This window comes from Microbispora hainanensis, from assembly GCF_006874475.1.
GTDB classification, from domain to species: Bacteria; Actinomycetota; Actinomycetes; order Streptosporangiales; family Streptosporangiaceae; genus Microbispora; species Microbispora hainanensis.
The window spans coordinates 1-24,095 of sequence record NZ_VIRM01000082.1; the positions used below are offsets into that span (position 1 = coordinate 1).

Sequence of the window (24,095 nt, forward strand, 5' to 3'; positions counted from 1 at the left end):
GCAGGCGTCCCCCGTTCCTTCCGATCACCGCATCCGCCCCTCAGGAGGTGGCGACATGAACCGACCCAGGCAACCGATGCCCGTCCGGCGGCCTCCGGTCTGGGGCCGCGTGCTCGCCCTCACGGCCGCGTTCGCGCTCGGCGCGATGGTCTCCGGCGGTGTGGTGTTCGGGATGACCCGGCCGAGCTCGATCGAGCAGATGGCCGACCAGATCCGCGCCGAGTCCGCCCTCCGGGACAAGACGCAGATCAAGACCCTGACGGAGCTGGCCCGCACCACGCGGGACCGGCTCGTCCCCCTGCTCGACGGACTGGGCCGGGCCCTGCCCACGGACGGCACGGCAGGACCTGCCGTGGTCACCGCCGCCGACGTCGAGAACTGGCGGAAGGCGGCCACCGCGGCCGTGGAAGGCTTCGCCGACCCGCCGTCCGGTGAGACCGCCACCAACGTGGCGCGGTCGAGTCTCACCTCCGCCGTGCGGCAGCTCGCCACGACCGTGGACATCTACGCCGCCGCGCGGGACCTCACCGGACCGGCCCGCACCGCCGCGATGGACCTGGCCGTACGGCAACGCGCCGACGCGCTCTTCACCTGGTCGGTCGGAGCCACCGCCCTCGACGCCGTGAACGTCGACGCGGGCTACGGCCACCAGCACGTCTTCCTGCCGACATCACCCGGCGAAGGGGAGCTCACCCCCGACGCCGAACCCGAAGGGAACCACGACTCGTGAAAAAGGCACTGACCTACGTCCTCACCGTCCTGCTGGCCGGGCTCGTGCTGATGCTCGGCGCGCCGGCGGCCTCCGCCCACGGCGGAGCGATCAAGCTGGAGGTGACCGGGGACGGCGCCGACAACGTCAACGTGCTGGCGACGTACAAGAAGGACGACCATCCGGTCACGGAGATCGTCGAGGCGACGCTGACCGCCACCTCGGCCGACGGCCGTTCCTTCGGGCCGGTGCCGCTCAGGTCGGCGCCCGAGGGCCAGAACCTCTACCACTCCGCCGAGCCGCTGCCGAGCGGCGAGTGGGAGGTCACCGTGACCGCGACCGAGCCCTCCAAGGCGAAGGTGAAGGTGAAGGTGAAGGCGGGCGAGATCGCCGCCTCGCCCGTGGCGGCGGTCGGGCCCGCACCGGGGTCCGCGCAGAGCAAGGCGGCCGCGGCGGCGGACGACGAGGGCGCGATGGGGATGCCCGTCAAGATCGGCATCATCGCTCTCGTGGCGCTCCTCGCCGTCGCGGCCTTCGTCGCCCTCGCCCGGCGCAACCGGGCGAGCATCGGGCGCTGAAGAACCCCCCAGGTGGCAAAACAACAAGTGGCAATACAACAGGTGGAAATACGACAGGTGGCCGTCCTCGTCCAGGACGGCCACCTGTTGTTTTGGATCAGGCGTGGTGGTTCAGGCGTAGTGGCGGTAGATCACCCGGGCGACGCAGGCCGGCTTGGTCGCGCCGTCGATCTCGACGGTGAAGTCGAGCAGCATCTGGACGCCGTCGCCGGGGACGTCCTCGACGGAGACGACGGCGGCGGCGAGGCGGATCCTGCCGCCGACCTTGACCGGGCTGGGGAAGCGGACCTTCTCCAGCCCGTAGTTGACGCTCATCTTCACGCCCTGGATGTCGAGCAGTTCGCTGAACAGCGGGATGACCAGGGACAGGGTGAGGTAGCCGTGGGCGATCGGGCCGCCGAACGGCCCGGCCGCGGCCCGGACGGGATCGACGTGGATCCACTGGTGGTCGTCGGTGGCGTCGGCGAAGGTGTTCACCCGTTCCTGGGTGATCTCCAGCCAGCCGCTGTGGCCGAGGTCCTTGCCGGCCAGCGCCTTGATCTCGTCGAGCCCGTGCACGGTGGTGGTCATGCGCCTGTCGTCCTCTCCTGCGTGCCGAGCCCGAGCAGGCGTACGGCGTTGTCCTTCAAGATCTTCGGCCGGACTTCGGGCTTGATCTCCAGCTTGTCGAAGTCGGCCAGCCAGCGGTCCGGGGTGATCACCGGATAGTCGGAGCCGAAGAGCACCTTGTCCTTGAGCAGCGTGTTGGCGTAGCGCACGAGCTGCGGCGGGAAATACTTCGGCGACCACCCCGACAGGTCGATGTAGACGTACGGCTTGTGCGTGGCGACGGCCAGCGCCTCGTCCTGCCAGGGGAACGACGGGTGGGCCAGGATGATCCGCAGCTCGGGGAAGTCCACGGCCACGTCGTCCACCAGCATGGGATTGCCGTACTTGAGCCGGATGCCGCCCCCGCCGGGAACGCCCGCGCCGATGCCGGTCTGCCCGGTGTGGAACAACGCCGGAACGCCCAGCTCCTCGATCGCCTCGTACAGCGGGTAGGCCACGGGGTCGTTGGGGGCGATGCCCTGGATGCTCGGGTGGAACTTGAACCCGCGCACGCCGTGCTCCTCGACCAGCCGCCGCGCCTCGCGCACGCCCGCCCGGCCCTTCCAGGGATCGACGCTGGCGAACGGGATCAGCACGTCGGCGTGCTCCGCGCAGCTCTCCGCGACCTCTTCGTTCGAGATGCGCGGGTGCCCGGTGGCGTGCTCGGCGTCCACGGTGAACACCACCGCGGCCATCTTCCGCTCCCGGTAGTACGCGGCGATCTCCGCGATGGTCGGCTGCCGGTGCCCGTGGGCCTTGAAGTAGTCCTCCGAGGCGCCGAACAGCTCCGGGCTCAGCGAGCCGTGGCCGTCCTTGGAGATCTCCGCGTGCGTGTGGACGTCGATCGCGACCAGGTCGGCGACGTTCATGACGGCCATGTCAGGCTCCCTGTGCGTCCGCGGCGGGGACCTTCGGCGCGGGGATGCCGTACGTCTCCGGCTCGGCGCCGACTCCCGACTGCCAGGAGGCGGCGATGGCCTCGGCCGTCCATCCTCCGTCGGCGAACGCGACGGCCTTCTCCGCCGGGTGCGACCACAGCGCGAGGCGGTCGCCGCCGATCCCGACCGCCTGGCCGGTCACGCCCGCGGAGGCGTCCGAGGCGAGGAACACCACGAGCCCCGCGACGTCCTCGACCGTGCCCAGCCCCTCATCCTTGCGCAGCCACTCCGGGAACGGCTTCCCGGTCCGCTCGGACTCCTCGATGATCGGGGCGAAGACGGGGATCGTCTTGGTCATCTCCGTCGCCGCCACCGGGACGACCGCGTTCACCGTGATGTTCGCCCTGGCCAGCTCCAGCGCCCAGGTCCTGGCCATCGCCACGATGCCCGCCTTGGCCGCCGCGTAGTTGGTCTGCCCGAAGTTCCCGCGCTGGCCCGCCGGCGATGAGATCAGGATCAGCCGGCCACCGCTCCCCTGCTCCCGCATCCGGATCGCCGCGGCCCGCGCGCACGTGAACGTGCCGCGCAGGTGCACGCCGATGACCGCGTCGAAGTCGTCGTCCGACATCTTCCACAGGACCCGGTCGCGCAGGATGCCCGCGTTGGTGACCATCACGTCCAGCCGGCCGAACTCCTTGACCGCCGTGGCCACCAGCAGGTCGGCCACCTCGGCGGAGCCGACCGCGGCGACGACGCTCCGCGCCTGGCCGCCGCCGGCGGTGATGGCCTCGACGACCTGCGCGGCCGCGTCGCCGTCCACGTCGTTGACGACCACCGCCGCCCCGGCCGCGGCGAGCGCTTCGGCGTACGCGCGGCCGAGACCGCGGCCCGCACCTGTGACGACGGCGACCTTGCCGGAAAGATCCATGGGATTCCCCCTGAAATGTACGCGATTACAGCGAAATATATGACAGATTTATGATGATCGTCAAAGATATGCCCAACATATCGGCGAGCTCGGCCCGCATGACGGAGCCGGGGACGCTCGACGTCAGGCCAGGACGACGTTCTCCAGCCACCGGCCGACGCGCTCGACCACCTCGTCGCCGAAGGTGCGGGCGTCGACGTTGTCGGCGTGGATCTCGATCACCGGGAACCCGGCCGCCTCCAGTGCCCTGGCCGTGAAGTAGCTGCCGCGTGGGTCGTCGGAGACCAGATGGACCACGCCGTCGATGCCGTGCAGGCGCGCCTCCTTCACGTACCACTCGCTCGACCACGGCGGGGTGTAGAGCTGGTCGGTGAAGGCGGCGAAGCGCGCCGCCAGCGCTCTCATCGGGTCGTCGCCGTAGCGGATGTACCCGTCGGCGGCGATGGCCAGGTACATCGACCAGACGAACACCGCGCCGTACTCGTCCTGGAAGCGCTGGTAGAAGCCCATGTCATACCAGAGGCCGCGGCCGATCCACATCAGCCGGGCCCGTTCGTCCGGGCACGCGGCCTGGCCCGTGTCGACCCGCTCGCGCACCTCCTCGTAGAAGCGCTTCGCGATGTCCCTGGCCCACTCGGTGCCACGGTGCCACTGCGGGAGCATGACGCTGGGGATGCTGTCCACGACGCCGAGCGGCGCGGGCCGGGTGCGGGCGATGAGGTCGCGGGTCTTCCTGTTCCACTCCTCCTGCTCGTTGACCAGGGCCATCACCTCGCGGAAGCGGGACTCGCTGAAGCGCCTGCCGGTGGTGGTCTCCAGGAACCTGACGAGGTTCTCCAGCTCCGCGGTGAGCAGGTCCAGCCTGGCCGGGCCGACGGCCTGCTCCCAGCGGTGCGGCATGAGCTCCCACCAGTTGACGGGGACCTCGTTCTCGGCGGCGCTTTCCAGCGGATAGAAGGTGACGCCGGGCTCGTGACCCCAGATGTCGAAGACCTTTCGGGTGACGTCGCCGGAGGCCTCGCCGACGATGATGTCCGGCTTGGGCAGGCCGCCCCACGGGCCGGCCTCCGGTTCGGGATCGAAGGCCGAGCCGAGGGTGACGGCGTTGTACTGCTCGGAGTAGTCGGGGTAGCCGCGCTGCCGCACCAGCTCCAGGTAGTGCCCCGAGCGCTGTTTGGCCGCCACCAGGGACGCCCACCACTGGCTGACCGCGTAGGGGATGTCCATCGTGCGGAAGATCTCATGCGGGACGTCCGCGTTCAGCAGGGCGAACGGCTCGTCGGCGGCGACCCGCCGCCGCAGGTCGGCGAACCATTCGCGCTGGTGCCTGCCCGCCTCGGCCGCGGTGGCGAGGGATTTCACACTGCGCATGGATGTTCCTTCCGCAGGGCGGTCAGGTCGGCGCGCCCGTACTCCTGGCGCTCCAGCAGCACGGCGGGGACGTCGAGCGCCGCGCGCTGCGCCGGGAAGTCCCAGGCCGGGGCCTCGTCGCCGATCCTGGAATAGGCGACGAACACCTCGGCCCGGCAGTGCCGTACGGCCCGGGCCGCGTGCGCGGCGCGCTCGCCCGCCGTGGCCCGGTGGGCGGTCGGGCCGCTGTGGTGGTAGTGCTCGGCCAGCGCGTCGAGGCCGCCCGCGCCCACCGGCCGGTCCGGCTGCGGCCCGCCGAAGGAGTGGTCCTCGCCGACGATCACGTAGCCCTCGGACTCGACGGCCTCGTACACGTGCGGCGTGTCGTGGTCGCTGCCGCTCAGGAAGACGCGCCGCCCGGTGTGTTCTTCGAGCCGTCCCGCCTCGGCCAGCAGCCGTTCCAGCAACGCGATGTGCTCGTCCACGGGCAGGCCCGGGTCGGCCACCGCGAGGAACTGCCGCCCCGTCAGGCGGGCGGGCACGGCCCTGCGCAGCTCGGCGACGGCGGCCAGCAGCCGCCGGCGCTCGTCGTGCGCGGCCACCGCCCCGGCGAGGTCGAGGGGGCGGCCGGTCCATGCCTCCAGCCTGGCCGCGAACTCGCCGATCCTGCGCCGGTTGTATCGGGCGGTGGTGCGGTGCGGCAGGTGCAGGATGTCGACGAGATACACCTCGGGCAGCCGCGTGCCCGGCTCCACACGGCGCAGCTCGCGCAGCGCGTAGAACAGCCGCAGCGACGCCTCGCAGTCGTGCGAGACCACGACGTGGTCCAGGTCGCCGAAGGCACCGTCGAGCAGCCGGGTCAGCACCGAGCGGGCCATCGGATCCACCCCGAGGCCCAGGTAGCGGTCTCCGAGCGCGGAGCCGGACTCCGGGTCGCCGGTGAGGCGGAACGCGCGGACCCCCGCGGCCGTCAGCAGCTCGACCGGCAGGTCCGCCCCGACGTACCCGACGACCGGCGTCCGGGCGCCGGCCGGGCCCTCCGACGAGGCCGAGGAGGCCGGGGAGGCCGGGGGGCGAGCTGCGCCGCGCCGGGCGTACGCCTCCTCCAGCGCGGCGAGCGCCGTGGGCATGTCAGATCACCCCCTCTTCGGCCAGGGCCTTGAGCTCGTCGTCGGAGTAGCCGAGCAGGCCGCCGTAGATCTCGGCGTTGTGCTCGCCGAGCGCGGGCGCCGGCCGGTCGAGCCCCGCCTCGGAGGCGGAGAAGCGGATCGGCACGCCGGTCCCGTACAGGTCGCCGCGGCGGCCGTGCCGCGGATGCTCCAGCGGCACGACCTCCTCGCGCTCCAGCACGAGCGGGTCGCGTACGGCGTCTCCGGGCTCGCGCACCTCGGCGGCGGGGACGCCGTGAAGGGTGAGCGCGTCGAGGATCGCGGCGAGCGGGCGCTCCGCCGCCCACGCGGCCACCAGCTCGTGCAGCTCGCCGGCGTTGGCGACGCGCGCGTCGCGGGAGGCGAACCGCGGGTCGGCGGCCAGGTCGTCGCGTCCCATCGCCGCGAACAGGCCGCGGGCGAAGGCATCGGTGGGGCCGCACAGCGCGAACCAGCCGTCCGCGGCGGGGAACGTTCCGAACGGCGCCAGCCGGGGCACGGTCGTCCCGGTGCGCATGGGCAGGCCCAGCTTCTCGTAGGCGTCGAACGGCTCGCACGCGACCAGCGAGGTCAGCGCCCCCAGCATGGAGACGTCCACGTGCTGGCCCTGGCCGGTCGCGTCGGCGCGCAGGACCGCGGCGAGCGTGCCGATCACCGCGTACAGCGGCGCGACGAGGTCGCCCACCGGCAGCCCGAAGCGGACCGGCGGCTCGCCGGGCGCGCCCGCGGTCATCATCACGCCGCTGAGCGCCTGGATGATGGTGTCCATCGCCTTGCCCGAGCCGGGACCGCCCTGTGCGCCGAAGCCGCTGATCGACGTGCACACGATGCGCGGGTTGATCGCGCTCGCCCAGTCGTGGCCGATGCCGAGCCGCGTCATGACGCCGGCGCTGTAGTTGTCGATCATGATGTCCGCCTGCCTGACCAGACCGGCCAGGATGTCGCGGGCCTTGGGATGCTTGAGATTGAGCGTGACGCTCTGCTTGTTGCGGCCGCGCAGGAGCATCGACACGGACATGTCGTCGTCGCCGTGGCGGCCCAGCGTCAGCCCGTCCGCGCCGAGATAGGGGGCGTTGTTGCGGGAGGTGTCGCCGCCGGTCAGCGGGTTCTCCACCTTGATGACCCGGGCGCCGAGCCCGGCCAGCAGCAGCGTCGCGTACGGTCCGGACAGCGCGGTGGTCAGATCGATCACCGTGCGGCCGGCGAGCGGGCGGTCAGCCACGCAGCACCACCTCGTCTCCCTCCCAGCAGAACTCCGTCGTCAGGCCCGCCTGCCGCGTGATGCGCTCGATGTACGCCACGACCCGCCGCCCCTCCTCGTCGTCGCCGAGCGGCACCGGACGGCCCGCGTCGTCGATCCAGCACGGCACGATGCCTGCCGAGACCAGGCCCGCCGAGCCCAAACCGTTCCGGTCGAACCGGCAGACCGCGATCGCGGTGTTCCGGCTCTCGGGGTGGAAGGGGTAGTGCGGCATGTCCGGGTCGGGCGCGAAGCCGTACAGCTCGACTCTGCGGCGCGCCCACGCGGCCCGTTCGCCCGCGTCGCCCGTGGCGGGCGTCAGCGCGTGGGTGACGGTCACGAAGTTGCCCAGGCCGTGATAGATGGGCCTGCCGCGGTACATCTCGACGCCGCGCATGATGTGGGCGTGGTGGGCGAACACGGCGTGCGCGCCGGCGTCGATCGCGGCGTGCGCCACGGGCCGCTCGTACATGGCCAGCACGGCGGGCGTGTGCCCGACGCCCTTGTGCAGCGACACCGTCACGATGTCGGCCTCGGCGGCCAGGGCAGCCACGTCCTCGGCCATCCGCTCCAGGGAGGCGGGGTCGGCGAAGGTGTAGACGGCGGGCGGCCCGCCGGGGCTGGCATGGTCGAGCTCGTAGTGGGTCAGCACCTTCACATAGGCGCAGCCGGGCTTGCGGCTCGTCGCCCAGGATTCGCGGGGGCCGACGCAGTTGTAGCTGAGCACCCCTACCCGCAGGCCGTCGCGCTCCACCACGGCGGGACGGCGGGCCTCGTCGAGAGTCATGCCCGCGCCCGTGGTGGTCAGTCCCGCCTCGGTCGCGTACTTGATCGTGTCGGCCACCCCCTGGTCGCCGGCGTCGTAGACGTGGTTGCCCGCAAGCGTCACCACGTGGAAGCCCGCCTCGGCGACCGCGGACAGCGCGGCGGGATCGGCGGGCGGGGCGGGGACGTCGGTGCTGACCTGGGCGGTGGACGTGCTGTGGGGCACCTCGATGTGGCCGATCACCACATCGCCCCGGCCCAGCGTCTCCCGCGCCGGGGCGAAGAAGGACGCGGGGCCGGGCTCGTCGACGACGAGGTCGCCGACGGCCATTATCGTGAAGCTCAAGGGGTGATCTCCTCCTCCAGGAGGTGTTCGCCGGAAAGCTGTGCCGGGCGGCCGGAGTAGCGCGAGAGGAAGGCGCGCAGGCGCGGCGAGGCGGGGTTGTCGAAGATCTCCTCGGGCGTGCCCGTCTCGACGATCTGCCCCTTCTCCATGAAGACGCACCGATCGGCCACCTCGCGGGCGAAGCTCATCTCGTGCGTCACGATGATCATCGTCATGCCGCCGCGCGCGAGGTCGAGCACGACGCTCAGCACCTCGTCCACCAGCTCGGGGTCCAGGGCGCTGGTGGGCTCGTCGAACAGCATGATCCGCGGGTTGGTGGCCAGGGCCCTCGCGATGGCGACGCGCTGCTGCTGCCCTCCGGACAGCATCCGGGGATGGGCGTCCGCCTTGTCGGCGAGCCCCACCCGCTCCAGCAGCCGCAGCGCCTCCCGCCGCGCCTCCTCCGGCCTCCGGCCGTGGACCAGCACCTGCGCCTCGATGACGTTGCGCAGCACGCTCCAGTGCGCGAACAGGTTGAACTGCTGGAAGACCATGCCCATGCGGCCGCGCTGGGCGGCCACCCGCCGGTCCGGCAGGGGGCGCAGGTGGCCCCGGTGGAACTCGTAGCCGAGCAGCTCCCCGTCGAGGTACATGGCCCCGCCGTCGATGCTCTCCAGCTGGTGGACGCACCGGGCGAGGGTGGACTTGCCCGAGCCGGACGGGCCGATCACGGTGACCACCTCGCCCTCGTGCACGTCGAGGCTCACCCCGTCGAGCGCCACGTGGTCCCCGAACCGCTTGCGCACGTCGCGGACGCGCAGGACGGGCGTGTCGCTCACCGCTGCCCCTTTCCGAAGTGCCGCTCCAGGCGCCGCTGGCCCATGGACAGGCTGATGACCACCACCAGGTACCAGGCGCAGGCCACGATCAGCAGCGGCACGATCTCGTAGGTCCTGTTGTAGATCACCTGCACCGAGTAGAGCAGGTCGGCCATCGCGATCACGCTGACCAGGGAGGTGCCCTTGAGCAGGCTGATGAACTCGCTGCCGGCGGGCGGGACGATCACTCGCATCGCCTGCGGGAGCACGACCTTCACGAAGCTCTGCCTGGCCGTGAACCCCATCGCGCGGGCCGCGTCGCGCTGGCCGCCGTCCACGGCCAGGATGCCGGCCCGGACGATCTCGGCCATGTAGGCCGTCTCGTGCAGGGTGAGCCCGATGACGGCCGCGGTCAGCGAGCTGATCACTGAGTTGGTCGGCCACGAGACGAACGTCGGGCCGAACGGGATGCCCAGCGGGATCCGCGGCAGCAGATAACCGAGGTTGAACCAGAAGATCAGCTGGACCAGGGGCGGGATGCTGCGGAAGACCGTGACGTAGACGCCGCAGGCCCAGGCCACGGGCCGGAAGCCGCTCAGCCTGCCCGCCGCGAGAAGCACCCCGAGCACGCTGCCCAGCAGCATCACGATGACGGTGAGCACCAGCGTCATGCCCAGGCCGCGCAGGACGTTCGGGTCGAACAGATACCTGCCGGCCACCGGCCACTCGAACCGGGGGTTGGTGACGAGGAACCAGGCGAACTGCGCGACGAGCACGAGCAGCACGGCCCCGGCCGCCCACCGCAGGGGCCGGATGCGCGGACGAGCGGCGGCGACGTCCACGGCCTGTGGTGCCCCGGCCTGTGGTGCCATCGTCGGTGGTGCCACGCTCATTGCGTCGCCGCGGTGTTCATCTTGGGCTCCGGCACCGCCACCTTCTGGAGCCCGTACTTGTCCATGATCTTCTTGTAGTCGCCGTTCTTGAAGATCTCCTTGAACGCGTCGAGCATGACCGGGCCGAGCCCGCTCGACTTGGGCACGAGCATCGCGAGCTGGTCGACGCCGGCGCCCTGCTCCTCCGTCTGCGTGACGTACGTGAAGGCGTCCTTCTCCTTGGAGAGCACGTCGAGCGCGGCGCTCTCGGTCATGCCGGCGGCGTCGGCCCGGCCGGACTTGGCGGCGAGGATGGTGCCGTTCGTGTCGGCGAAGCCGATGAACTCCATCGCCGGCTTGCCCTGCTTGGCGCACCATTCGGTCAGGCGCTTGGCCTGGTCCTCCACGATGCTGCCCGCGGTGCCGGCGACGCGCTTGCCGCACAGGTCACCCGAGCTCTTGATGGCCGACGACCCCGCCTTGGGGATCAGGTAGGAGGTCCGGGTGACCATCCACACGAGCGCGTCGAACTGCTTCTCCCTCTCGGCGCTGTCCTTGACCGGCCCGTTGAAGGCGTCGTATCGGGAGGCGAGCATGCCGGACAGCGCCGCGGGCAGGCCGCTGACGATCGAGATCTCGGTGCGGACCCCGAGCACCTTGCCGAGGGCGTCCTGCAACTCCTTGTCGATGCCCGTGACGGTCTTGCCGTCGTCGGCGACGATCCGATAGGGCGGGTGGGAATCCCCGGCAAATCTGATGACGCCCGCTTCCTTGATGCCATCGGGCAGGGCGTCGTACAGCGCCGTCGCACCGGCCGGCCGCTGCGCCTCGCCGTCGCCTCCGCCGCAGGCTGCGGCGCCGGCGAGGGCCAAAGTCACCGCACCCGCGAGGATGGTCCTGGGCATTCTCATGGTGGTCCTTCCGCGACCAGATAATTCTGCACTTAACTTTGCGGTCGTGGGAATAAGTGTCACATCTGAAGATGCACGCCTGTCAAGAGGCGATTGTGCGGCGGAGAGATCTGCGGGGCGGCCGCGGCGCCGCCCCGGCGCCGTGCGGCGGTCAGCTGAGCGCGAGGATGGAGCTGGTGCGATGATGGGCGACCAGCTCGGCCAGCCCGGGTTCGAACTCCGCGACGATCTGCTTGACGCGGAACTCGGCGAGCGGCCCGAGCGTGTCGTAGACCTCCACGAAGAGGTCTCTGGCCGCGGCGCGCGGCCAGCCGGCGGGCAGCAGTTCCACCGGCAGGTCGGGGTCGTGGTTGGGGAACGTCCGCCAGGTGTCCATGATCCCTGTACGCGCGACCAGCGCCTCGGACGCGCCGACCACGCCCCTGCGGACGCGTTCCAGGAGAGGAGAATACCGGGCGACGAAGTCCTCATAGGTACGCCGGAGCTGGTCGAAGTCCCACGCCTCCTGGGGGGCGCGCATGCCCGCCACGCCGAGGGCCTCGGCACGGAAGACCGTCGACATGGGGATCTCCAGCTCGGCGAGCACGGCCGCCGCGCTGTCGGCGTTCGCGGTCGGCGAGACCCACAGCCCGTCGTAGAGCGGGGCGAAGCCGAGCCAGCGCAACCTGGCGCGCAGCGCGTGGCGCAGGTCGCGCTGTTCCTCCGAGATGGAGAACGCCGCCATCGCCCACGTCCCGTCCCACGCGCCCTGCGCCAGGCCGAAGGACATGATCCGCTGCCGCCCCTCCAGCAACACCGCGGCGGCCCGATCCGTCAGGCGATAGTAGGTGCGCCGCCCGATCCTGGACGACTCCAGCAGCTCCCGCTTGGTCAGGCGGCTCAGCGCGGCCCTGGCCGCCACCGCGGAGACGCCGAACTCCTCGGTCAGCCGCACCAGCGCCGCGGACGGCAGCTGCTCGGGCCGGCTGATCCAGTAGTCCCCGAGAAGCGTCGTGATCAGGTGCTGCGGAGGCGCGCCCACCTGGAAGCGCGGGAAATCGAGGTCTCCTGCCTCAGAGCTTTCACCATCGTTCACAGCAGGAGTATATTGACAACGCTTGAGTGCGCGATCGTCACCAGGATGTCATGCTTTCACGGGCGGAAGCTCCACGACGCGCCGAGACCACCGGATCAGCCGCCCAGGTCGCCGCGGGCGAGGAGGTCCAGGCGGTCGCGGTCGGTCGTCTCGTCGAAGCTCGTGTGACGGCGCGTCGCCGGCGGCTCCATGGCCGACACCTGCGCGAAGGTGTGGTGCGCGACCAGCACGGCCAGTTCCGGGTCGAACTCGGCGAGGATCTCGCGGAACCGCTGCTCCGCCGGCTCCCCGAGCGAGTCGTAGATCTGCACGCACAGCCGCCTGGCCTCGTCGCGCGGCCAGCCCTCGGGCAACAGCTCGGCGGGGAGGTCGGGGTCGAGCGTGGGGAACACCCGCCAGTCGGTCATGATCGCCGTACGCAGCCGCAACGCTTCGGCGGGGCAGGGAATGGACGTCGCCAGCCGCTCGGCCACCGGCCGATGGGCGCCGATGAAGCGCAGGTAGCGTGCGCGCAGCGCGGCGATGTCGAAGGCACGGTCGAGCACCGGGTGCAGGTCGTCGTCGGCGACCTTGCGCGCCCGGAAGACGACCGCGTCGCGCACGCCCAGCCTTCGCACGAGTTCGGCGACGTCGTCCGTCCTGTCGTGGGGGGACACCCAGACCGCGTCGAAGAGCATGCCGAAGTGCAGCAGGCGCAGCCCGTCGCGCAGGAGGCGCCGGGTGTCCCGCTGGTCCTCGGGCACCGAGAACGTGACCACCGTCCACTGCCCGTCCCAGCGCGGAGTCGCGGCGCCGAACGTCAGCAGCCGGCGGATGTGGGTCACGATCACGTCGGCCGCCCGGGGCGGCAGGCCGTACGCGGTGGTGCGGCCGCTGCGGGAGCTGGTCAGCAGCCCTCGTGAGGCGACCCGCCGCAGGGCGGCGCGGGCGCTGGTGGCGGTGATGCCGAACTCCTCCAGCAGCCGCACCAGCGCCGCCGACGGGATGTGCTCCTCCCGCCAGAACCAGTAGTCGCCCAGCAGCGTGGTCAGCAGCCGCTGTGGTTCGGGCCCCTGCCGGGCCCTGGGCAGGGAGCCGGGCTCCCGCGACGCGCTCACCGGGCGTCCCTCCATCGTCAGATCCTCAGCCGGTGCAGGCTCCCCGGCGGGCCACCCTCACGAACATCCTCATTCTTCACCCTTTGGGGACATGGGGGCGTAGGAATCGGCCGGGAGTGTGGTGAACGAACTCCGCGGTGCCCAGGTCCGGGTTCTCGGCGGCCAGGCGTGCGGCCAGCGTGTTGAGCCGGTGGGCGTCGGCGTCCGTCCAGCGGCCGGTGGTGACCCGGTTCTCCAGCGTCCGCACGGCGGCGACGAACTCGGCCCCGGTGTAGCGGCAGTGGCCGGGCCGGTCGACGAACGCCTGGCGCAGCAGCTCCTGGTTGCCGGCGCGCCGGACCACGTCGGAGTAGGCGCGTGCCTGGGTGACGGTGGGATAGTTGTCGCCGCGCTCGTGCATCGTCAGGACGGGCACGCCGAGCGCTCCGCGCGGGGTGAAGTAGTTCTCCATGTAGGCGACGGCGCCCGGGTCGGCGGAGACGCGCGGCGCCGCCGACAGGGCCGCGAGGTCGGCGTCGAGGTCCAGTCCCGCGCTGTCGTAGAGGGCGCGCACCTGCCGCATCCGCCCGGACTCCCGCAGTTCCCTGCGGTAGTCCACGCCGGTGTTCCAGGAGAAGTTCCCGCCCGCCCGCTGTTCGAGGGGATGGCGGGGAGAGAAGACGGTCGCCATGAACGCCGCGTACTCCTGGGCCTGCTGCGCCGCCCAGTCGTGCGGCGCCGGCTCGGCGGTGCCGACCACCGACCAGGTGGAGACCTGGGCGAAGGACGCCGCCAGGGCGATGCGGGCCCGGCCGGCCGGAGTCCGCTGGGCGGCGTCCAGGACGGCGCGGGCGGCCGCGACGCTCCGCGCCTCCTCGTCGTCCGAGGCGAGCCGGACGAGCTTCACCGCGTCGTCGCCGGGAGCGAGCAGCGTCTTGAACGCGAACGCCGCGTCCAACGACTGGTTGAGCATCGCCACCGGCCCGGCCACCGAGGCGCAGTAGGGCAGCGCCCCGTCGATCAGGTCGGGCCGGCGCTCGGCCAGACCGGCCGCGATGGCGCCGCCCATCGACCCGCCCCAGGCCAGCGTGGTCGTGGGCTTCCCCGCGACCTTGGCGAATTCGGCGAGCGTGTCGGCGGAGGCCCGCAGGGTCTCCTCGACGGCCCAGCCGCTCCCGTAGGGCCGGGTGCCGGCCAGTGCGTACCCGTGGGCGAGCAGCCAGGTCTGCGCGGCGGCGTTGCCGCCGAGGTCGGCCGGCAGATGCTGCGGCCCGGCGCCCTGGCCGTAGCCGGGGCTGAACGTCAGCACGGTGCCGTTCCAGTTCCGCGGCACCTCGATCGCGTACGTGGCGCCGCCCGGGTGGACGCCCGTGACGCTGATGGAGCCGGCCCGGCCGGACGCCGCCGAGGCCTGCGTCAGGCCGGCGGCCGGCGGAACGGAGAGCGCGAGGGCCGTCGCCGTGGCCGTCGCTGTGGCGGTGAGCACCGTCACGGCACGGGTCGCCCGATTGATCAGTGAACGGGAATTGATGTCCGCCTCCATGAGTGGGAAGCTGCTGCGACGCGAGATACGCAACAGTTCATCGAACGGTCGTCTGTTTTTCGCCGCCAATCATGTTCGGCAGAAATCTTACGGTCGTCATAGAACTGTTGACAATGCTCTCGGGCCTGCTTACTTTGGCCCGACCACCTGCATGTGAGGAGCCTTGATGTTCCGAAAGTCAGCTCTGGGCGTCGTCGCGGCGGGTGCCGCGATCGCACTCCTGTCCGCCTGCGGTGCCGGCCCCGGTAGCACCCGCAGCGCATCGGCCGACGGTGGCGGATCCGGCGAGCTGGTCTTCGCCGCCATCCCGTCGGAGCAGAGCGACGATCTCGAGAAGTCGTTCGCCCCGATCGTCTCCGCACTGGAGAAGGACCTCGGCGTTCCGGTGCGGTTCCAGGCCGTCACCAGCAACGCCGCCGTCGTGGAGGCACAGGTCGCCAAGCGGGTGGACATCGCCGTCTACGGGGCCTTCAGCTACTACCTCGCACGCAGCCGCGCCGACGTCGAGCCCGTCGCCGTCCCGCTGGCCGCCCCGGGCGGAGAGCCCGGCGCCTACGCCTACGGGGTGACCCGCGGCGACGACAAGTCGATCACCTCGCTCAAGGATGTCGCCGGCAAGGACGTCTGCTTCACCGACCCCGGCTCCACCACCGGCTACCTGCAGCCCCTCGCCTCCCTGCGGGAAGCCGGCGTCGACGTGGACAAGGACGTCAAGACGGTGTTCACCCACGGGCACGACACCGCGGTCGCCTCGCTGCTGGCCGGTGACTGCGACATCGCCTTCGTCGGCGACGTGTTCATCGACCAGCTGCTGCCCGCCCGCGGCCAGCTCAAGCCGGGGCAGGTCACCAAGGTCTGGACCTCGCCGCTCATCCCCGGGCCGCCGATCGTGGTCGGCACGTGGCTGCCGCAGGACACCCGCGACAAGATCGCCAAGACGGTGACCGGCCTGACCGCCACCGGCGCCGCCTCCGCCGGGCTGTGCAAGGGCACCGAGATCAAGGGCCCGAAGAACTGGGGCCAGTATGCCGACGCCCCGGCCTGCACCCTCGGCGCCTCCACCGCCTGGACGTTCGTCGCGGCCACCGACGCCACCTATCAGCCGATCGCGCGCATCTGCGAGATCACCAAGGCCGAGGTCTGCACGTCCGGTGGCTGAGGAACCCGCCGTGATCGGCACGCCCGTGCTGCGGCTGTCGGAAGTCGGAAAGGGCTTCCACGGCACCACCGTGCTCGACGGCGTCTCGCTCGACGTCCCGCAGGGGCAGTTCGTCGCCCTGGTCGGCCCCTCCGGAGCCGGCAAGTCCACCCTGCTGCGCCTCGTCAACGGCATGCACCTGCCGGACAGCGGCACCGTGCGCACTCTGGGCGAGAACCCCGCGGCCTGCTCCCGGAGCCGGCTGCGCGCCCTGCGTGCCAGGGTCGGGTTCGTCTTCCAGCAGTTCGGGCTCGTCGGACGGCTGTCCGCACTGGAGAACGTGCTGATGGGGTCGCTGGCCACCCTGCGCCTGCCGAGGTACGGGGTGATGAGCTACCCGCGCGCGCTGCGGATCCGCGCCGTGGAGCACCTGGACCGGGTCGGGCTGGCGGACCGGCGGTTCCAGCGCTGCGACACGCTCTCCGGCGGCCAGCAGCAGCGGGTCGCCGTGGCCAGGACCCTGCTGCAGAGCCCCGAGCTGATCCTCGCCGACGAGCCGGTCGCCTCGCTCGACCCGGCGGCGAGCACGCTGGTGCTCGACATCCTCAAGCGGATCAGCGCCGAGGACGGCATCTCCGTGGTGTGCAGCCTGCACCAGGTCGAGCTCGCGCTCGCCACCGCCGACCGGATCGTGGCGCTGCGCGGCGGCCGGCTGGTGCTGGACGAGCCGGCCGCCGGCCTCACCGCGGAGCGGCTGCGGGAGATCTACGACACGGCGGGGGCCCGTGATGGTTAGCACCACCCCCGCCACGCGCGCCCCGGCCGCGGCGGACCCGGGCCCGCTGCGGCCGCCGTGGAGCGCCCGCGCCCTCATCGCGGCGGGGCTGCTCGTCGCGGCCGTGGCCGTCACCTGGCTGACGTTCTGGTGGATCGGCCTGTCCCCCGCTTCGCTGGCCGCCGGGCTGGACGACACCGTACGGCTGCTGCGCCGGATGTGGCCGCCGGACCTGCCCGGCGCGGGAGACGTCGCCTCGATGATCGCCGAGACGCTGCTCATCGCGGTGGCGGGCACCGGCCTGGCGGCGCTCGCCTCGGTGCCGCTGGCCTTCGTCGCGGCACGCACCCACAAGGGCCCCCGCTGGCTGCGGCCGCCCGCCCGGGTGGTCGTCGTGCTGACCCGGGCCGTGCCCACGCTCGCCTTCGCGATCCTGTTCGTACGGATCTTCGGCCTGGGCCCGCTGGCCGGCGCGCTCGCCGTCGCCGTGCACTCGGTAGGCATGATCGCCAAGCTGCTGACCGACGCCGTCGAGGAAACCGATCCCGTCCCCGCCGAGGCGGCCCGCGCGTGCGGGGCCGGCGAGGTGCAGGTGGCCGTCTCCACCGTGCTGCCCCGCGTGTTCCCCGCGCTGACCGGCATCGTGCTGTACCGCCTCGACATCAACATCCGGGCGTCGGCCGTGCTCGGCGTCGTCGGGGCCGGCGGCATCGGCGTGGCGCTGCAGACCGCGCTGGGCAGCCTCAACTACCACCGGGCGGCCGGGATCATCTGCGTGATCGTCGTGCTGGTTCTGCTGCTGGAGCTGCTGTCGGTGGTGGTCCGCCGCACAGTCCTCCGTCCCACGGCCCACCGCCGCACGGCCGCGCTGCCCGCCGGGCGTGCCCGGCACGACGTCGGCTGGGACCGCGGCCGGGTGCTGCGGGTGGCCGGCGCGGTGGCGACCGGAGCGGTCTTCCTGGTGTCGCTGTGGTCCCTGGACCCCGACCCGGGCCGGCTGTCCGGGGCCTGGCCGAACCTGCGTGCCGTGCTGAGCGGCATGTGGCCGCCCGCGTTCTCCGGCGAGCTGCTCATGGCGGTGCTGGAGAGCCTGCTCATGGCGCTGGGCGCCGCGGCGGCAGGCGCCGCGTGCGGGCTGGTGCTCGCCCTGCTCACAGCCGTCAACACCACCCCCTGGCGGCCGCTGTCCGCGGTGGTCCGGGTGCTGCTCGTGGTGGTCCGGGGCATTCCCGACCTGGTGTACGCGCTGCTGTTCGTCGCCGCGCTCGGACTCGGCCCGTACGCCGGCTTCCTGGCGCTGTGGATCTCCTCCACCGCGCTCGCGGCCAAGTTCTTCGCCGACTCCCTCGAGCAGCTCGACCCGCTGCCGCACGAGGCGCTGACCTCGGTCGGAGCCCGCCAGTGGCAGGCCTTCGCCGCCGGGATCTGGCCGCAGTTCGTGCCGTCGTTCACCGGCAACGGCCTGTTCGTGGCCGACCTGGCGCTGCGCGAGTCGGTCGTGCTCGGCATCGCCGGCGCGGGCGGGGTCGGTTACCTGATGCAGGAGTCGATCGCCACCCTGCGGTACGACACCACCGCCGCGATCGTCATCGCGATCGCCGTCGTCGTGTACGCCATCGAGACACTCGCCCGGATCGCACGCAGGCACCTGCTGTGAGCGGGCGGGCGCAGGACGGGAAGGGAAAGGGACCTCACCATGACCACCACCGCCGGCGGCCTCGGGCGCGCCTCCGACTGGGACCCCACCGCGCCGGAGACCTTCGACAGCTCGCACGAGGTCTACGCCGAGTTGCGGCGACGCTGCCCGCTGCCGTGGAGCGACGCGTTCGGCGGTTTCTGGGCCGCCACCCGCTACTCGGACGTGGTGCGGGTGGCCCGCGACAGCGAGACGTTCAGCACCGCGGTGCAGAACGTCGTCCCGCACGTGCCGCGCACCCAGCGCCGCCCGCCGCTGCACTTCGACCCGCCCGAGCACGGGATCTACCGCGCTCCGATGGACCGGGTGCTGCGCCGCAGCGTCGTGCGGCGTCTCGAACCGGCCTTCGCGGAGGCGGCGCGCGAGCTGCTTGCACCGCTCCTGGCCCAGGGCGGCGGCGACTACTCCCGGGACTTCGCCCTGCCGTACGCGGCGCAGTGCTTCGCCCTCTTCCTCGGCCTGCCGCTCGGCCAGGTGCTGGAGATCCGCCGGATCGGCGTCGCGTACAGCTTCGCCATCCAGGAGATGGACCGGGCCGGGATCATGGCGGCCAGCGAGGAGCTCTACGCCATCGCCCGCGCCATCGTCGAGGACCGCCGGGCCGACCCCCGCGACCCGGACGAGGACCTGGTGTCCAGCCTGCTGCGGGCGTCCGCCGACCCGGAGCGGCCGATCCCCTACGACCTGGTCGTGGCCACCGTCCGGCAGACCATCGTGGCCGGCATCGGGGCGCCGCACGCCGCGCTCGGCAGTGCCGCCGTGCATCTGTCCCGCGACCCCGGCCTCCAGGACCGGCTGCGCGCCGACCCCGGGCTGCTGCCCGCGGCGGTCGAAGAGCTGCTGCGGCTGTACGCCCCCTATCGGGTGTTCGCCAGGACCGCCACCCGGGATGTCGAGCTCGGCGGCCGCACGGTGCGGACCGGCGAGGCGATCGCGATGATCTTCCCCTCGGCGAACAGGGACGAGGCGGTGTTCGAGGACGCCGACCGGCTCGACCTGGAGCGGCGGCCCAACCGGCACCTCGCGTTCGGACGGGGTGCACACCGGTGCCCGGGCGCGGCGATGGCCCGGCTGGAGATGACGGCCGCACTGGGCGAGCTGCTCGCCGGCACCACCCGCGTCGAACCGGACGGCGAGGTGGAAATGTTCAACTGGCTGGAGTTCGGGCCCAGGTCGGCGCCGCTGCGCCTCGTCCCCCGCCGCTGAGCCGCCCACCTGGGCCGCCCACCTGGGCCGCCCATCTGGGCCGCCACCGGGGCCGCCGGAGGCGAGCGCACGCCGCCGGTGCCCGTCCGGCACGGCCGGAGCACCTCCCGGCCGCTCCGCCCCAGGATCGACGCGGCGATCAGAGGATTGACATTGATGACACAAAGCTGAACGATCGTCTTCGTTATAGTCGCCAATGTGCCGCACAACTGCTGCCGGGCCCCCGCCGGCCATTCCCGGACCCGTCGGGCCCCGAACCGGCACCCCCTGCCCGTCCATTGACCGTGGAGGAAACGCGAACGTGTTTGCCCGCTCCATGACCGCGCGGACCCTGCTGGCGGCGACCGTGGGTGCGGTCGTCCTCGCCGGCTCCGGCGCCGCCGCCGCGTCGTCCCCCCAGAAGCCGCCACCGCCGAAGCCCCCTCCGACCGGCGCCCCCGCGACCGCCATCCTTCCCACGGTCCGTGAGGCCGCCGAAGGGCTGCCCGGGCACACCGTCTATCGCCCGGCCGATCTCAAGGCGCTGCGGAAGGACAGCCTGCCCGTGATCGTCTACGGCAACGGCGCCTGCGCGACGAGCAACCTGGAAGGGATCACGTTCCTGACCGGACTGGCCTCGCAGGGCTACATCGTCGTGGCCAACGGCGGGCTGGACGAGTTCCCCGTCCCCAGCACCCCCCAGGACACGATCGCGCACCCCGAGGCGCTCCTCGCGGCCGCCCACTGGGCCACCGAGTCGAAGCAGGCCCGCAAGCAGTTCGACGGGCGAGCGGACACGACGCGCGTGGGCGTGCTCGGCCACAGCTGCGGCGGCGTCGAGGCCCTGGCCGCCGGGACCGACCCCATCGTCGACGCGGTCGCCGGATTCAACACGGGGTATCTCCCGGAGCCGGCCTTCGGCGGATACGGGCGCGACCGCCTCGCCGGTCTGCACACGCCGACGCTGCTGGTGAACGGCGGCCCGGACGACGTCGCCTACCAGAACAGCATCGACAACTACGCCCTGCTGAACGTTCCCGCCGCCCTGGTCGGCGACGCCGCGGCCGGCCACACCGGCCTGATCGCGGGTCTCGAGGCCACCAAGGGCTGGCAGGTGGCCGCGGACTGGTTCGACTACATCCTGCGCGGAGACCAGGCCGCCGGGGCACGCTTCGCCGGCCCCGGCTGCGGTCTGTGCGGCGAGAACGGATGGACGGTCGAGTCGAAGGGGCTCCCGCTGTGATCCGCCGCAGAGTGACCGCGTGCCTCGCCGCCGCGCTGACGGCCGTCGCCGGAAGCGGAACCGCCGCCGCGGCCTCCACCAGACCTCCCGGCGGCACGCCGTGCCTGCCGGACTCCCCTGCCCACCCGACGTGCATCAGCGGCACCCTCAGGGACGGCACGCCGTATGAGTTCGTCGTCCCGGCGCACTGGAACGGCACCGTGGTGGTCGCCCTCGACTTCGCCGGCACGGGCCGGAGCGAGCCCCTGACCGCCCGGCTGCTGGCCGACGGCGTGGCCCGCGGCGGGACGAGCCGGGCGATCACCGGCTGGGACATCCGGTCCGCCATCGACAACCAGGCAGAAGCGCTGGACCGATTCGAAGACGCCTACGGCCGGGCACGCTACGCGATCGACTCCGGGACCTCGATGGGCGGTTTCGTCGCCGCCGGCGTCGCCCAGGTCCACCCCCGCGCCTTCGACGCCGCCGTCCCCATGTGCGGCGGCCTCGGCGGGTCGGTCGGCCAGTGGAACCAGAAGCTCGACACGGTCTTCGTGCTCGAACGCCTGGTCGCGCCGGGGCTGCCGGTCGTCGACATCCCCGCCGACATCGAAGCGGCCAGGAAGGCGTGGATCGACGCGCTGGCCGCGGCGCAGCAGACCCCGCAGGGGCGGGCCCGGATCGCACTGGCCGCCGCGATCGGCCAGTTGCCGGGCTGGGGACGCAACCCCGACGGGTCCGCGCCGCCGCCTCCGGACCGCGGGGACGCCGCCGCGCTGCAGCAGGGCGCCTACCTCGCGCTCGCCGGGGGCCCCCTGCCCTACATCGGGCAGGCCATGAGCAGCCGGCGCCAGATCATGGAGGTGGTCGGCGGGAACCCGTCCTGGAACACGGGCGTGGACTACGCCAAGCAGTTGAGCGAGGCCGATCCCGCCCTGCGGCATGCCGTACGCGACCTGTACAAGGCGGCGGGCCTGGACCTCGCGTCCGACCTGAGGACCCTGGCCGCCGCGCCCCGTATCGCGGCCGACCCGGACGCCGTCAGGCGCTTCTCGCGCGGCATCGTGCTGGACGGCGACCTGCGGATCCCCGTGCTGACCGTGTCCGGCACCGGTGACCAGATCTCCACCGTCGCCCAGCAGCAGTCGTACGAACAGAACGTGCGCCGCGCGGGAGCGAGCTCCCTGCTGCGCCAGACGTACACCGAAACCGTCGGCCACTGCGACTTCTCACCGGCGGAGCAGGAGGCGGCGCTGATGACGATGCTCGACCGGCTGCGGACCGGTCACTGGCCCGCGACGTCCGCCCCGGCGATGAACGCCCGTGCCGCGGCGCTGGGGGCCGACCCCGCTCCTCGATATGTCCCGTTCACCCCGCCCCGGTTCAACCGCCCCTATCCCGGCTGACCGTGGGGGCCGCTGCCCGGACCGCCCGGTCCGGGCAGCTCCCGACCGTGAACGGTGACTTCTACGGATATCGCTGGGCCCGGGTGACGTCCGAGCCGTAGGCTCGCGCGCCCCGCCGGATCTCCAGAGGCGTCACGGTCACGGTCGTCGCAGGAGACGTGAGCAGCACGTGTCGCGGCGGGCGGCCACAGGCCGAAGCGTTTCAGCCGGTCGGTCGCCCGCTCGATGCGGCCGTCTCCCGCTCGCAGGCGGATCCGCGCACGTGATGGCACGCCGCCGTGAAGCCGGCCGTCCGGGTCGTTCGTCTTCGCCGCCGTGCACCTCCTCGTCGCGACTCTCCGGCGGGGCGGCTCCGGCGGACGTGGTGTCTGTCCGCCGGACCGCCCTGCGACCTGGCCGCCCGAGAGCGGCCTTGGGCGAAATGTTAGCGTTAACAATTCTCCCGTGTCGTTGTTCCTTCTCTATCGGATGGCCGTGGTGGCAGCCCGGAGCCAATACGAGAAGAAGAGGCCATGTCAAGGACGGCACCTCATGCCGGCCGATGAGCAGGGCACGGACAGGCGGCTTCATCAGGCGTTATCAGGGCCCGCCGCCCGTGCGGCGGGAGCTCCACTCTGAAACTTTCTTGCGATACTTGACACATTTTCGCATTGTTTTCCAGAATGTTTCTCCAAGGCGGTTTTCTCCTCTCATGTGGTGGTGCGCGGTGAGGACCGCCGTTCGCGACGCCCTGGTGGTGTGCGTTTCCTGATCACAGGACGCGGCGTCGATCACGCGGAGCAACGCCCGCGTGTCCGCTTTTCCTGCAACGGCTCCGTCGCCGCCGGCGGCTCCACGACCTTCGGGTCCACAGCGAACGGCACCGCGGCCCCCGGCCGCTGCCCGCGTCAGCCCCTGACGGCGGCCGGACATGATGATGAGGAGAACACAGATGCGTCTGCCCTGGAGAGCGCGGTCACCGCGCCCCTCCGCCGCCACGACCGCGGCGGCGCCCCGGCGGGCCCCGCGCCGCGCCCTCGTGATCGGCTCCATCTCGGTCCTGCTGGCCGGAACCGGCGGTCTGCTGATCACCCAGCCCGCCCAGGCCGCGGTCGCGTGCCGGGTCGACTACACCATCAGTTCGAGCTGGCCGGGCGGCTTCAACGCCAGCGTCACCATCAACAACCTCGGTGACGCGGTCAACGGCTGGCAGCTGACCTGGTCGTTCGGCGCCGGCGAGCAGATCACCCAGATCTGGAACGCCACCAACACCCAGTCGGGGTCGTCGGTGACCGCCACCAACGTCTCCTACAACGGCGGCATCCCCAGCGGCGGCAGCACGAACTTCGGATTCAACGGTTCCTCGAACGGCTCCCCCCAGGTGCCCACCTCGTTCTCCCTGAACGGTGTGGCCTGCACCGGCAGCCCGGGCTCGCCCAGCCCCTCCCCCACGCAGTCGCCCACCGCGTCGCCTAGCGCGTCGCCGACGCGTTCCCCGTCCCCCTCCCCGTCTCCGTCCCCGTCTCCGTCTCCGTCTCCGTCCCCGTCGGTGACGCCGAGGTGCGACCTCCCGTCGACGTACCGCTGGACCTCGACCGGCGCGCTGGCGACGCCGAAGTCCGGGTGGGTCTCGCTGAAGGACTTCACCAACGTCGTCTACAACGGCAAGCACCTGGTCTACGCGACGACCCACGACACGGGATCGACCTGGGGCTCGATGGCCTTCAGCCCCTTCACGAACTGGTCCGACATGGCCTCGGCCACCCAGACCAAGATGAACTTCTCCACCGTCGCGCCGACGCTGTTCTACTTCGCGCCGAAGAACATCTGGGTGCTGACCTACCAGTGGGGTGGCACCGCGTTCTCCTACCGGACCTCGACCGACCCCAC

At 72.0% G+C, this 24,095-nt stretch carries 22 protein-coding genes; 9 read left to right on the forward strand and 13 right to left on the reverse strand.

Annotation, left to right across the window (positions count from 1 at the left end):
* Positions 1 to 55 precede the first annotated feature (55 nt).
* Both FLX08_RS37955 and FLX08_RS37960 read left to right on the forward strand, forming a co-directional pair.
* Entirely contained in the window at positions 56 to 730 is a 675-nt protein-coding gene (locus FLX08_RS37955; RefSeq protein ID WP_142625097.1) for a hypothetical protein, read from the forward strand.
* Entirely contained in the window at positions 727 to 1,287 is a 561-nt protein-coding gene (locus FLX08_RS37960; RefSeq protein ID WP_142625098.1) for a hypothetical protein, read from the forward strand. The genes FLX08_RS37955 and FLX08_RS37960 overlap by 4 nt, the downstream gene beginning before the upstream one ends.
* 111 nt (positions 1,288 to 1,398) lie before the next feature.
* Here the strand turns inward: FLX08_RS37960 and FLX08_RS37965 are convergent, their stop codons facing one another.
* From FLX08_RS37965 to FLX08_RS38025, 13 genes are all read right to left on the reverse strand, one after another.
* Positions 1,399 to 1,857 carry a MaoC family dehydratase gene (locus FLX08_RS37965; RefSeq protein WP_142625099.1) on the reverse strand — a complete coding sequence of 153 codons (459 nt, stop codon included), beginning with the start codon at positions 1,855 to 1,857 and terminating at the stop codon, positions 1,399 to 1,401.
* The gene (locus tag FLX08_RS37970; RefSeq protein ID WP_142625111.1) at positions 1,854 to 2,744 is read right to left on the reverse strand and encodes an amidohydrolase family protein; all 891 of its coding nucleotides are present in this window, start codon (positions 2,742 to 2,744) and stop codon (positions 1,854 to 1,856) included. Before FLX08_RS37970 ends, FLX08_RS37965 begins: the two co-directional genes overlap by 4 nt.
* A 10-nt stretch (positions 2,745 to 2,754) precedes the next feature.
* Positions 2,755 to 3,681 (reverse strand): SDR family oxidoreductase, encoded by a 927-nt coding sequence (locus FLX08_RS37975; protein ID WP_142625100.1) that lies wholly within the window; start codon positions 3,679 to 3,681, stop codon positions 2,755 to 2,757.
* Between the two features lie 123 nt (positions 3,682 to 3,804).
* Positions 3,805 to 5,052, reverse strand: coding sequence for a 2-hydroxyacyl-CoA dehydratase family protein (locus FLX08_RS37980; RefSeq protein WP_167530736.1), 1,248 nt, complete (start codon positions 5,050 to 5,052; stop codon positions 3,805 to 3,807).
* Positions 5,040 to 6,161, reverse strand: coding sequence for a 2-hydroxyacyl-CoA dehydratase family protein (locus FLX08_RS37985; RefSeq protein WP_142625101.1), 1,122 nt, complete (start codon positions 6,159 to 6,161; stop codon positions 5,040 to 5,042). The genes FLX08_RS37980 and FLX08_RS37985 overlap by 13 nt, the downstream gene beginning before the upstream one ends.
* 1 nt (position 6,162) lies before the next feature.
* Positions 6,163 to 7,401 (reverse strand): CaiB/BaiF CoA transferase family protein, encoded by a 1,239-nt coding sequence (locus FLX08_RS37990; RefSeq protein WP_142625102.1) that lies wholly within the window; start codon positions 7,399 to 7,401, stop codon positions 6,163 to 6,165.
* Complete coding sequence (locus tag FLX08_RS37995) at positions 7,394 to 8,530, reverse strand: CapA family protein (RefSeq protein WP_244313189.1); 1,137 nt, start codon at positions 8,528 to 8,530, stop codon at positions 7,394 to 7,396. Before FLX08_RS37995 ends, FLX08_RS37990 begins: the two co-directional genes overlap by 8 nt.
* Complete coding sequence (locus FLX08_RS38000) at positions 8,527 to 9,348, reverse strand: amino acid ABC transporter ATP-binding protein (protein WP_142625103.1); 822 nt, start codon at positions 9,346 to 9,348, stop codon at positions 8,527 to 8,529. Before FLX08_RS38000 ends, FLX08_RS37995 begins: the two co-directional genes overlap by 4 nt.
* Positions 9,345 to 10,214 carry an amino acid ABC transporter permease gene (locus FLX08_RS38005; RefSeq protein WP_244313190.1) on the reverse strand — a complete coding sequence of 290 codons (870 nt, stop codon included), beginning with the start codon at positions 10,212 to 10,214 and terminating at the stop codon, positions 9,345 to 9,347. Before FLX08_RS38005 ends, FLX08_RS38000 begins: the two co-directional genes overlap by 4 nt.
* A 2-nt stretch (positions 10,215 to 10,216) precedes the next feature.
* Positions 10,217 to 11,110 carry a transporter substrate-binding domain-containing protein gene (locus FLX08_RS38010; RefSeq protein WP_244313191.1) on the reverse strand — a complete coding sequence of 298 codons (894 nt, stop codon included), beginning with the start codon at positions 11,108 to 11,110 and terminating at the stop codon, positions 10,217 to 10,219.
* 151 nt (positions 11,111 to 11,261) lie between these two features.
* Positions 11,262 to 12,185, reverse strand: a complete 924-nt coding sequence (locus tag FLX08_RS38015) for a PaaX family transcriptional regulator (protein ID WP_244313192.1) — start codon at positions 12,183 to 12,185, stop codon at positions 11,262 to 11,264.
* Between the two features lie 95 nt (positions 12,186 to 12,280).
* Positions 12,281 to 13,297 (reverse strand): PaaX family transcriptional regulator, encoded by a 1,017-nt coding sequence (locus tag FLX08_RS38020; protein WP_142625104.1) that lies wholly within the window; start codon positions 13,295 to 13,297, stop codon positions 12,281 to 12,283.
* 61 nt (positions 13,298 to 13,358) lie between these two features.
* Positions 13,359 to 14,804, reverse strand: a complete 1,446-nt coding sequence (locus tag FLX08_RS38025; RefSeq protein WP_142625105.1) for an alpha/beta hydrolase — start codon at positions 14,802 to 14,804, stop codon at positions 13,359 to 13,361.
* Between the two features lie 166 nt (positions 14,805 to 14,970).
* Between FLX08_RS38025 and FLX08_RS41725 the strand changes: the two genes are divergently transcribed.
* From FLX08_RS41725 to FLX08_RS38060, 7 genes are all read left to right on the forward strand, one after another.
* Entirely contained in the window at positions 14,971 to 15,963 is a 993-nt protein-coding gene (locus FLX08_RS41725; protein ID WP_142625106.1) for a phosphate/phosphite/phosphonate ABC transporter substrate-binding protein, read from the forward strand.
* 10 nt (positions 15,964 to 15,973) lie between these two features.
* Complete coding sequence (gene phnC, locus FLX08_RS38035) at positions 15,974 to 16,738, forward strand: phosphonate ABC transporter ATP-binding protein (RefSeq protein WP_208761928.1); 765 nt, start codon at positions 15,974 to 15,976, stop codon at positions 16,736 to 16,738.
* Entirely contained in the window at positions 16,731 to 18,374 is a 1,644-nt protein-coding gene (phnE, locus tag FLX08_RS38040; protein WP_142625108.1) for a phosphonate ABC transporter, permease protein PhnE, read from the forward strand. Before phnC ends, phnE begins: the two co-directional genes overlap by 8 nt.
* Positions 18,375 to 18,413: 39 nt before the next feature.
* Positions 18,414 to 19,619: a cytochrome P450 gene (locus FLX08_RS38045; RefSeq protein ID WP_142625109.1), complete on the forward strand. Its 1,206-nt coding sequence runs from the start codon at positions 18,414 to 18,416 to the stop codon at positions 19,617 to 19,619.
* A 316-nt stretch (positions 19,620 to 19,935) separates the two neighbouring features.
* Positions 19,936 to 20,841: an alpha/beta hydrolase family protein gene (locus tag FLX08_RS38050; RefSeq protein ID WP_167530737.1), complete on the forward strand. Its 906-nt coding sequence runs from the start codon at positions 19,936 to 19,938 to the stop codon at positions 20,839 to 20,841.
* Complete coding sequence (locus FLX08_RS38055; RefSeq protein WP_208761929.1) at positions 20,838 to 22,226, forward strand: alpha/beta hydrolase family protein; 1,389 nt, start codon at positions 20,838 to 20,840, stop codon at positions 22,224 to 22,226. The genes FLX08_RS38050 and FLX08_RS38055 overlap by 4 nt, the downstream gene beginning before the upstream one ends.
* 931 nt (positions 22,227 to 23,157) lie before the next feature.
* Positions 23,158 to 24,095 (forward strand): non-reducing end alpha-L-arabinofuranosidase family hydrolase (locus FLX08_RS38060; RefSeq protein ID WP_208761930.1); only part of this gene is annotated, 938 nt, incomplete at its 3' end.

Bases quoted from the DNA above. Each gene is read 5' to 3' on its own strand.
- FLX08_RS37955 (WP_142625097.1), top strand. From the start codon at position 56: ATGAACCGACCCAGGCAACCGATGCCCGTCCGGCGGCCTCCGGTCTGG.
- FLX08_RS37965 (WP_142625099.1), bottom strand. From the start codon at position 1,857: ATGACCACCACCGTGCACGGGCTCGACGAGATCAAGGCGCTGGCCGGC.
- FLX08_RS37970 (WP_142625111.1), bottom strand. From the start codon at position 2,744: ATGAACGTCGCCGACCTGGTCGCGATCGACGTCCACACGCACGCGGAG.
- FLX08_RS37975 (WP_142625100.1), bottom strand. From the start codon at position 3,681: ATGGATCTTTCCGGCAAGGTCGCCGTCGTCACAGGTGCGGGCCGCGGT.
- FLX08_RS37980 (WP_167530736.1), bottom strand. From the start codon at position 5,052: ATGCGCAGTGTGAAATCCCTCGCCACCGCGGCCGAGGCGGGCAGGCAC.
- FLX08_RS37985 (WP_142625101.1), bottom strand. From the start codon at position 6,161: ATGCCCACGGCGCTCGCCGCGCTGGAGGAGGCGTACGCCCGGCGCGGC.
- FLX08_RS38010 (WP_244313191.1), bottom strand. From the start codon at position 11,110: ATGAGAATGCCCAGGACCATCCTCGCGGGTGCGGTGACTTTGGCCCTC.
- FLX08_RS38020 (WP_142625104.1), bottom strand. From the start codon at position 13,297: ATGGAGGGACGCCCGGTGAGCGCGTCGCGGGAGCCCGGCTCCCTGCCC.
- FLX08_RS38025 (WP_142625105.1), bottom strand. From the start codon at position 14,804: ATGGAGGCGGACATCAATTCCCGTTCACTGATCAATCGGGCGACCCGT.
- FLX08_RS41725 (WP_142625106.1), top strand. From the start codon at position 14,971: ATGTTCCGAAAGTCAGCTCTGGGCGTCGTCGCGGCGGGTGCCGCGATC.
- phnE (WP_142625108.1), top strand. From the start codon at position 16,731: ATGGTTAGCACCACCCCCGCCACGCGCGCCCCGGCCGCGGCGGACCCG.
- FLX08_RS38045 (WP_142625109.1), top strand. From the start codon at position 18,414: ATGACCACCACCGCCGGCGGCCTCGGGCGCGCCTCCGACTGGGACCCC.
- FLX08_RS38050 (WP_167530737.1), top strand. From the start codon at position 19,936: ATGACCGCGCGGACCCTGCTGGCGGCGACCGTGGGTGCGGTCGTCCTC.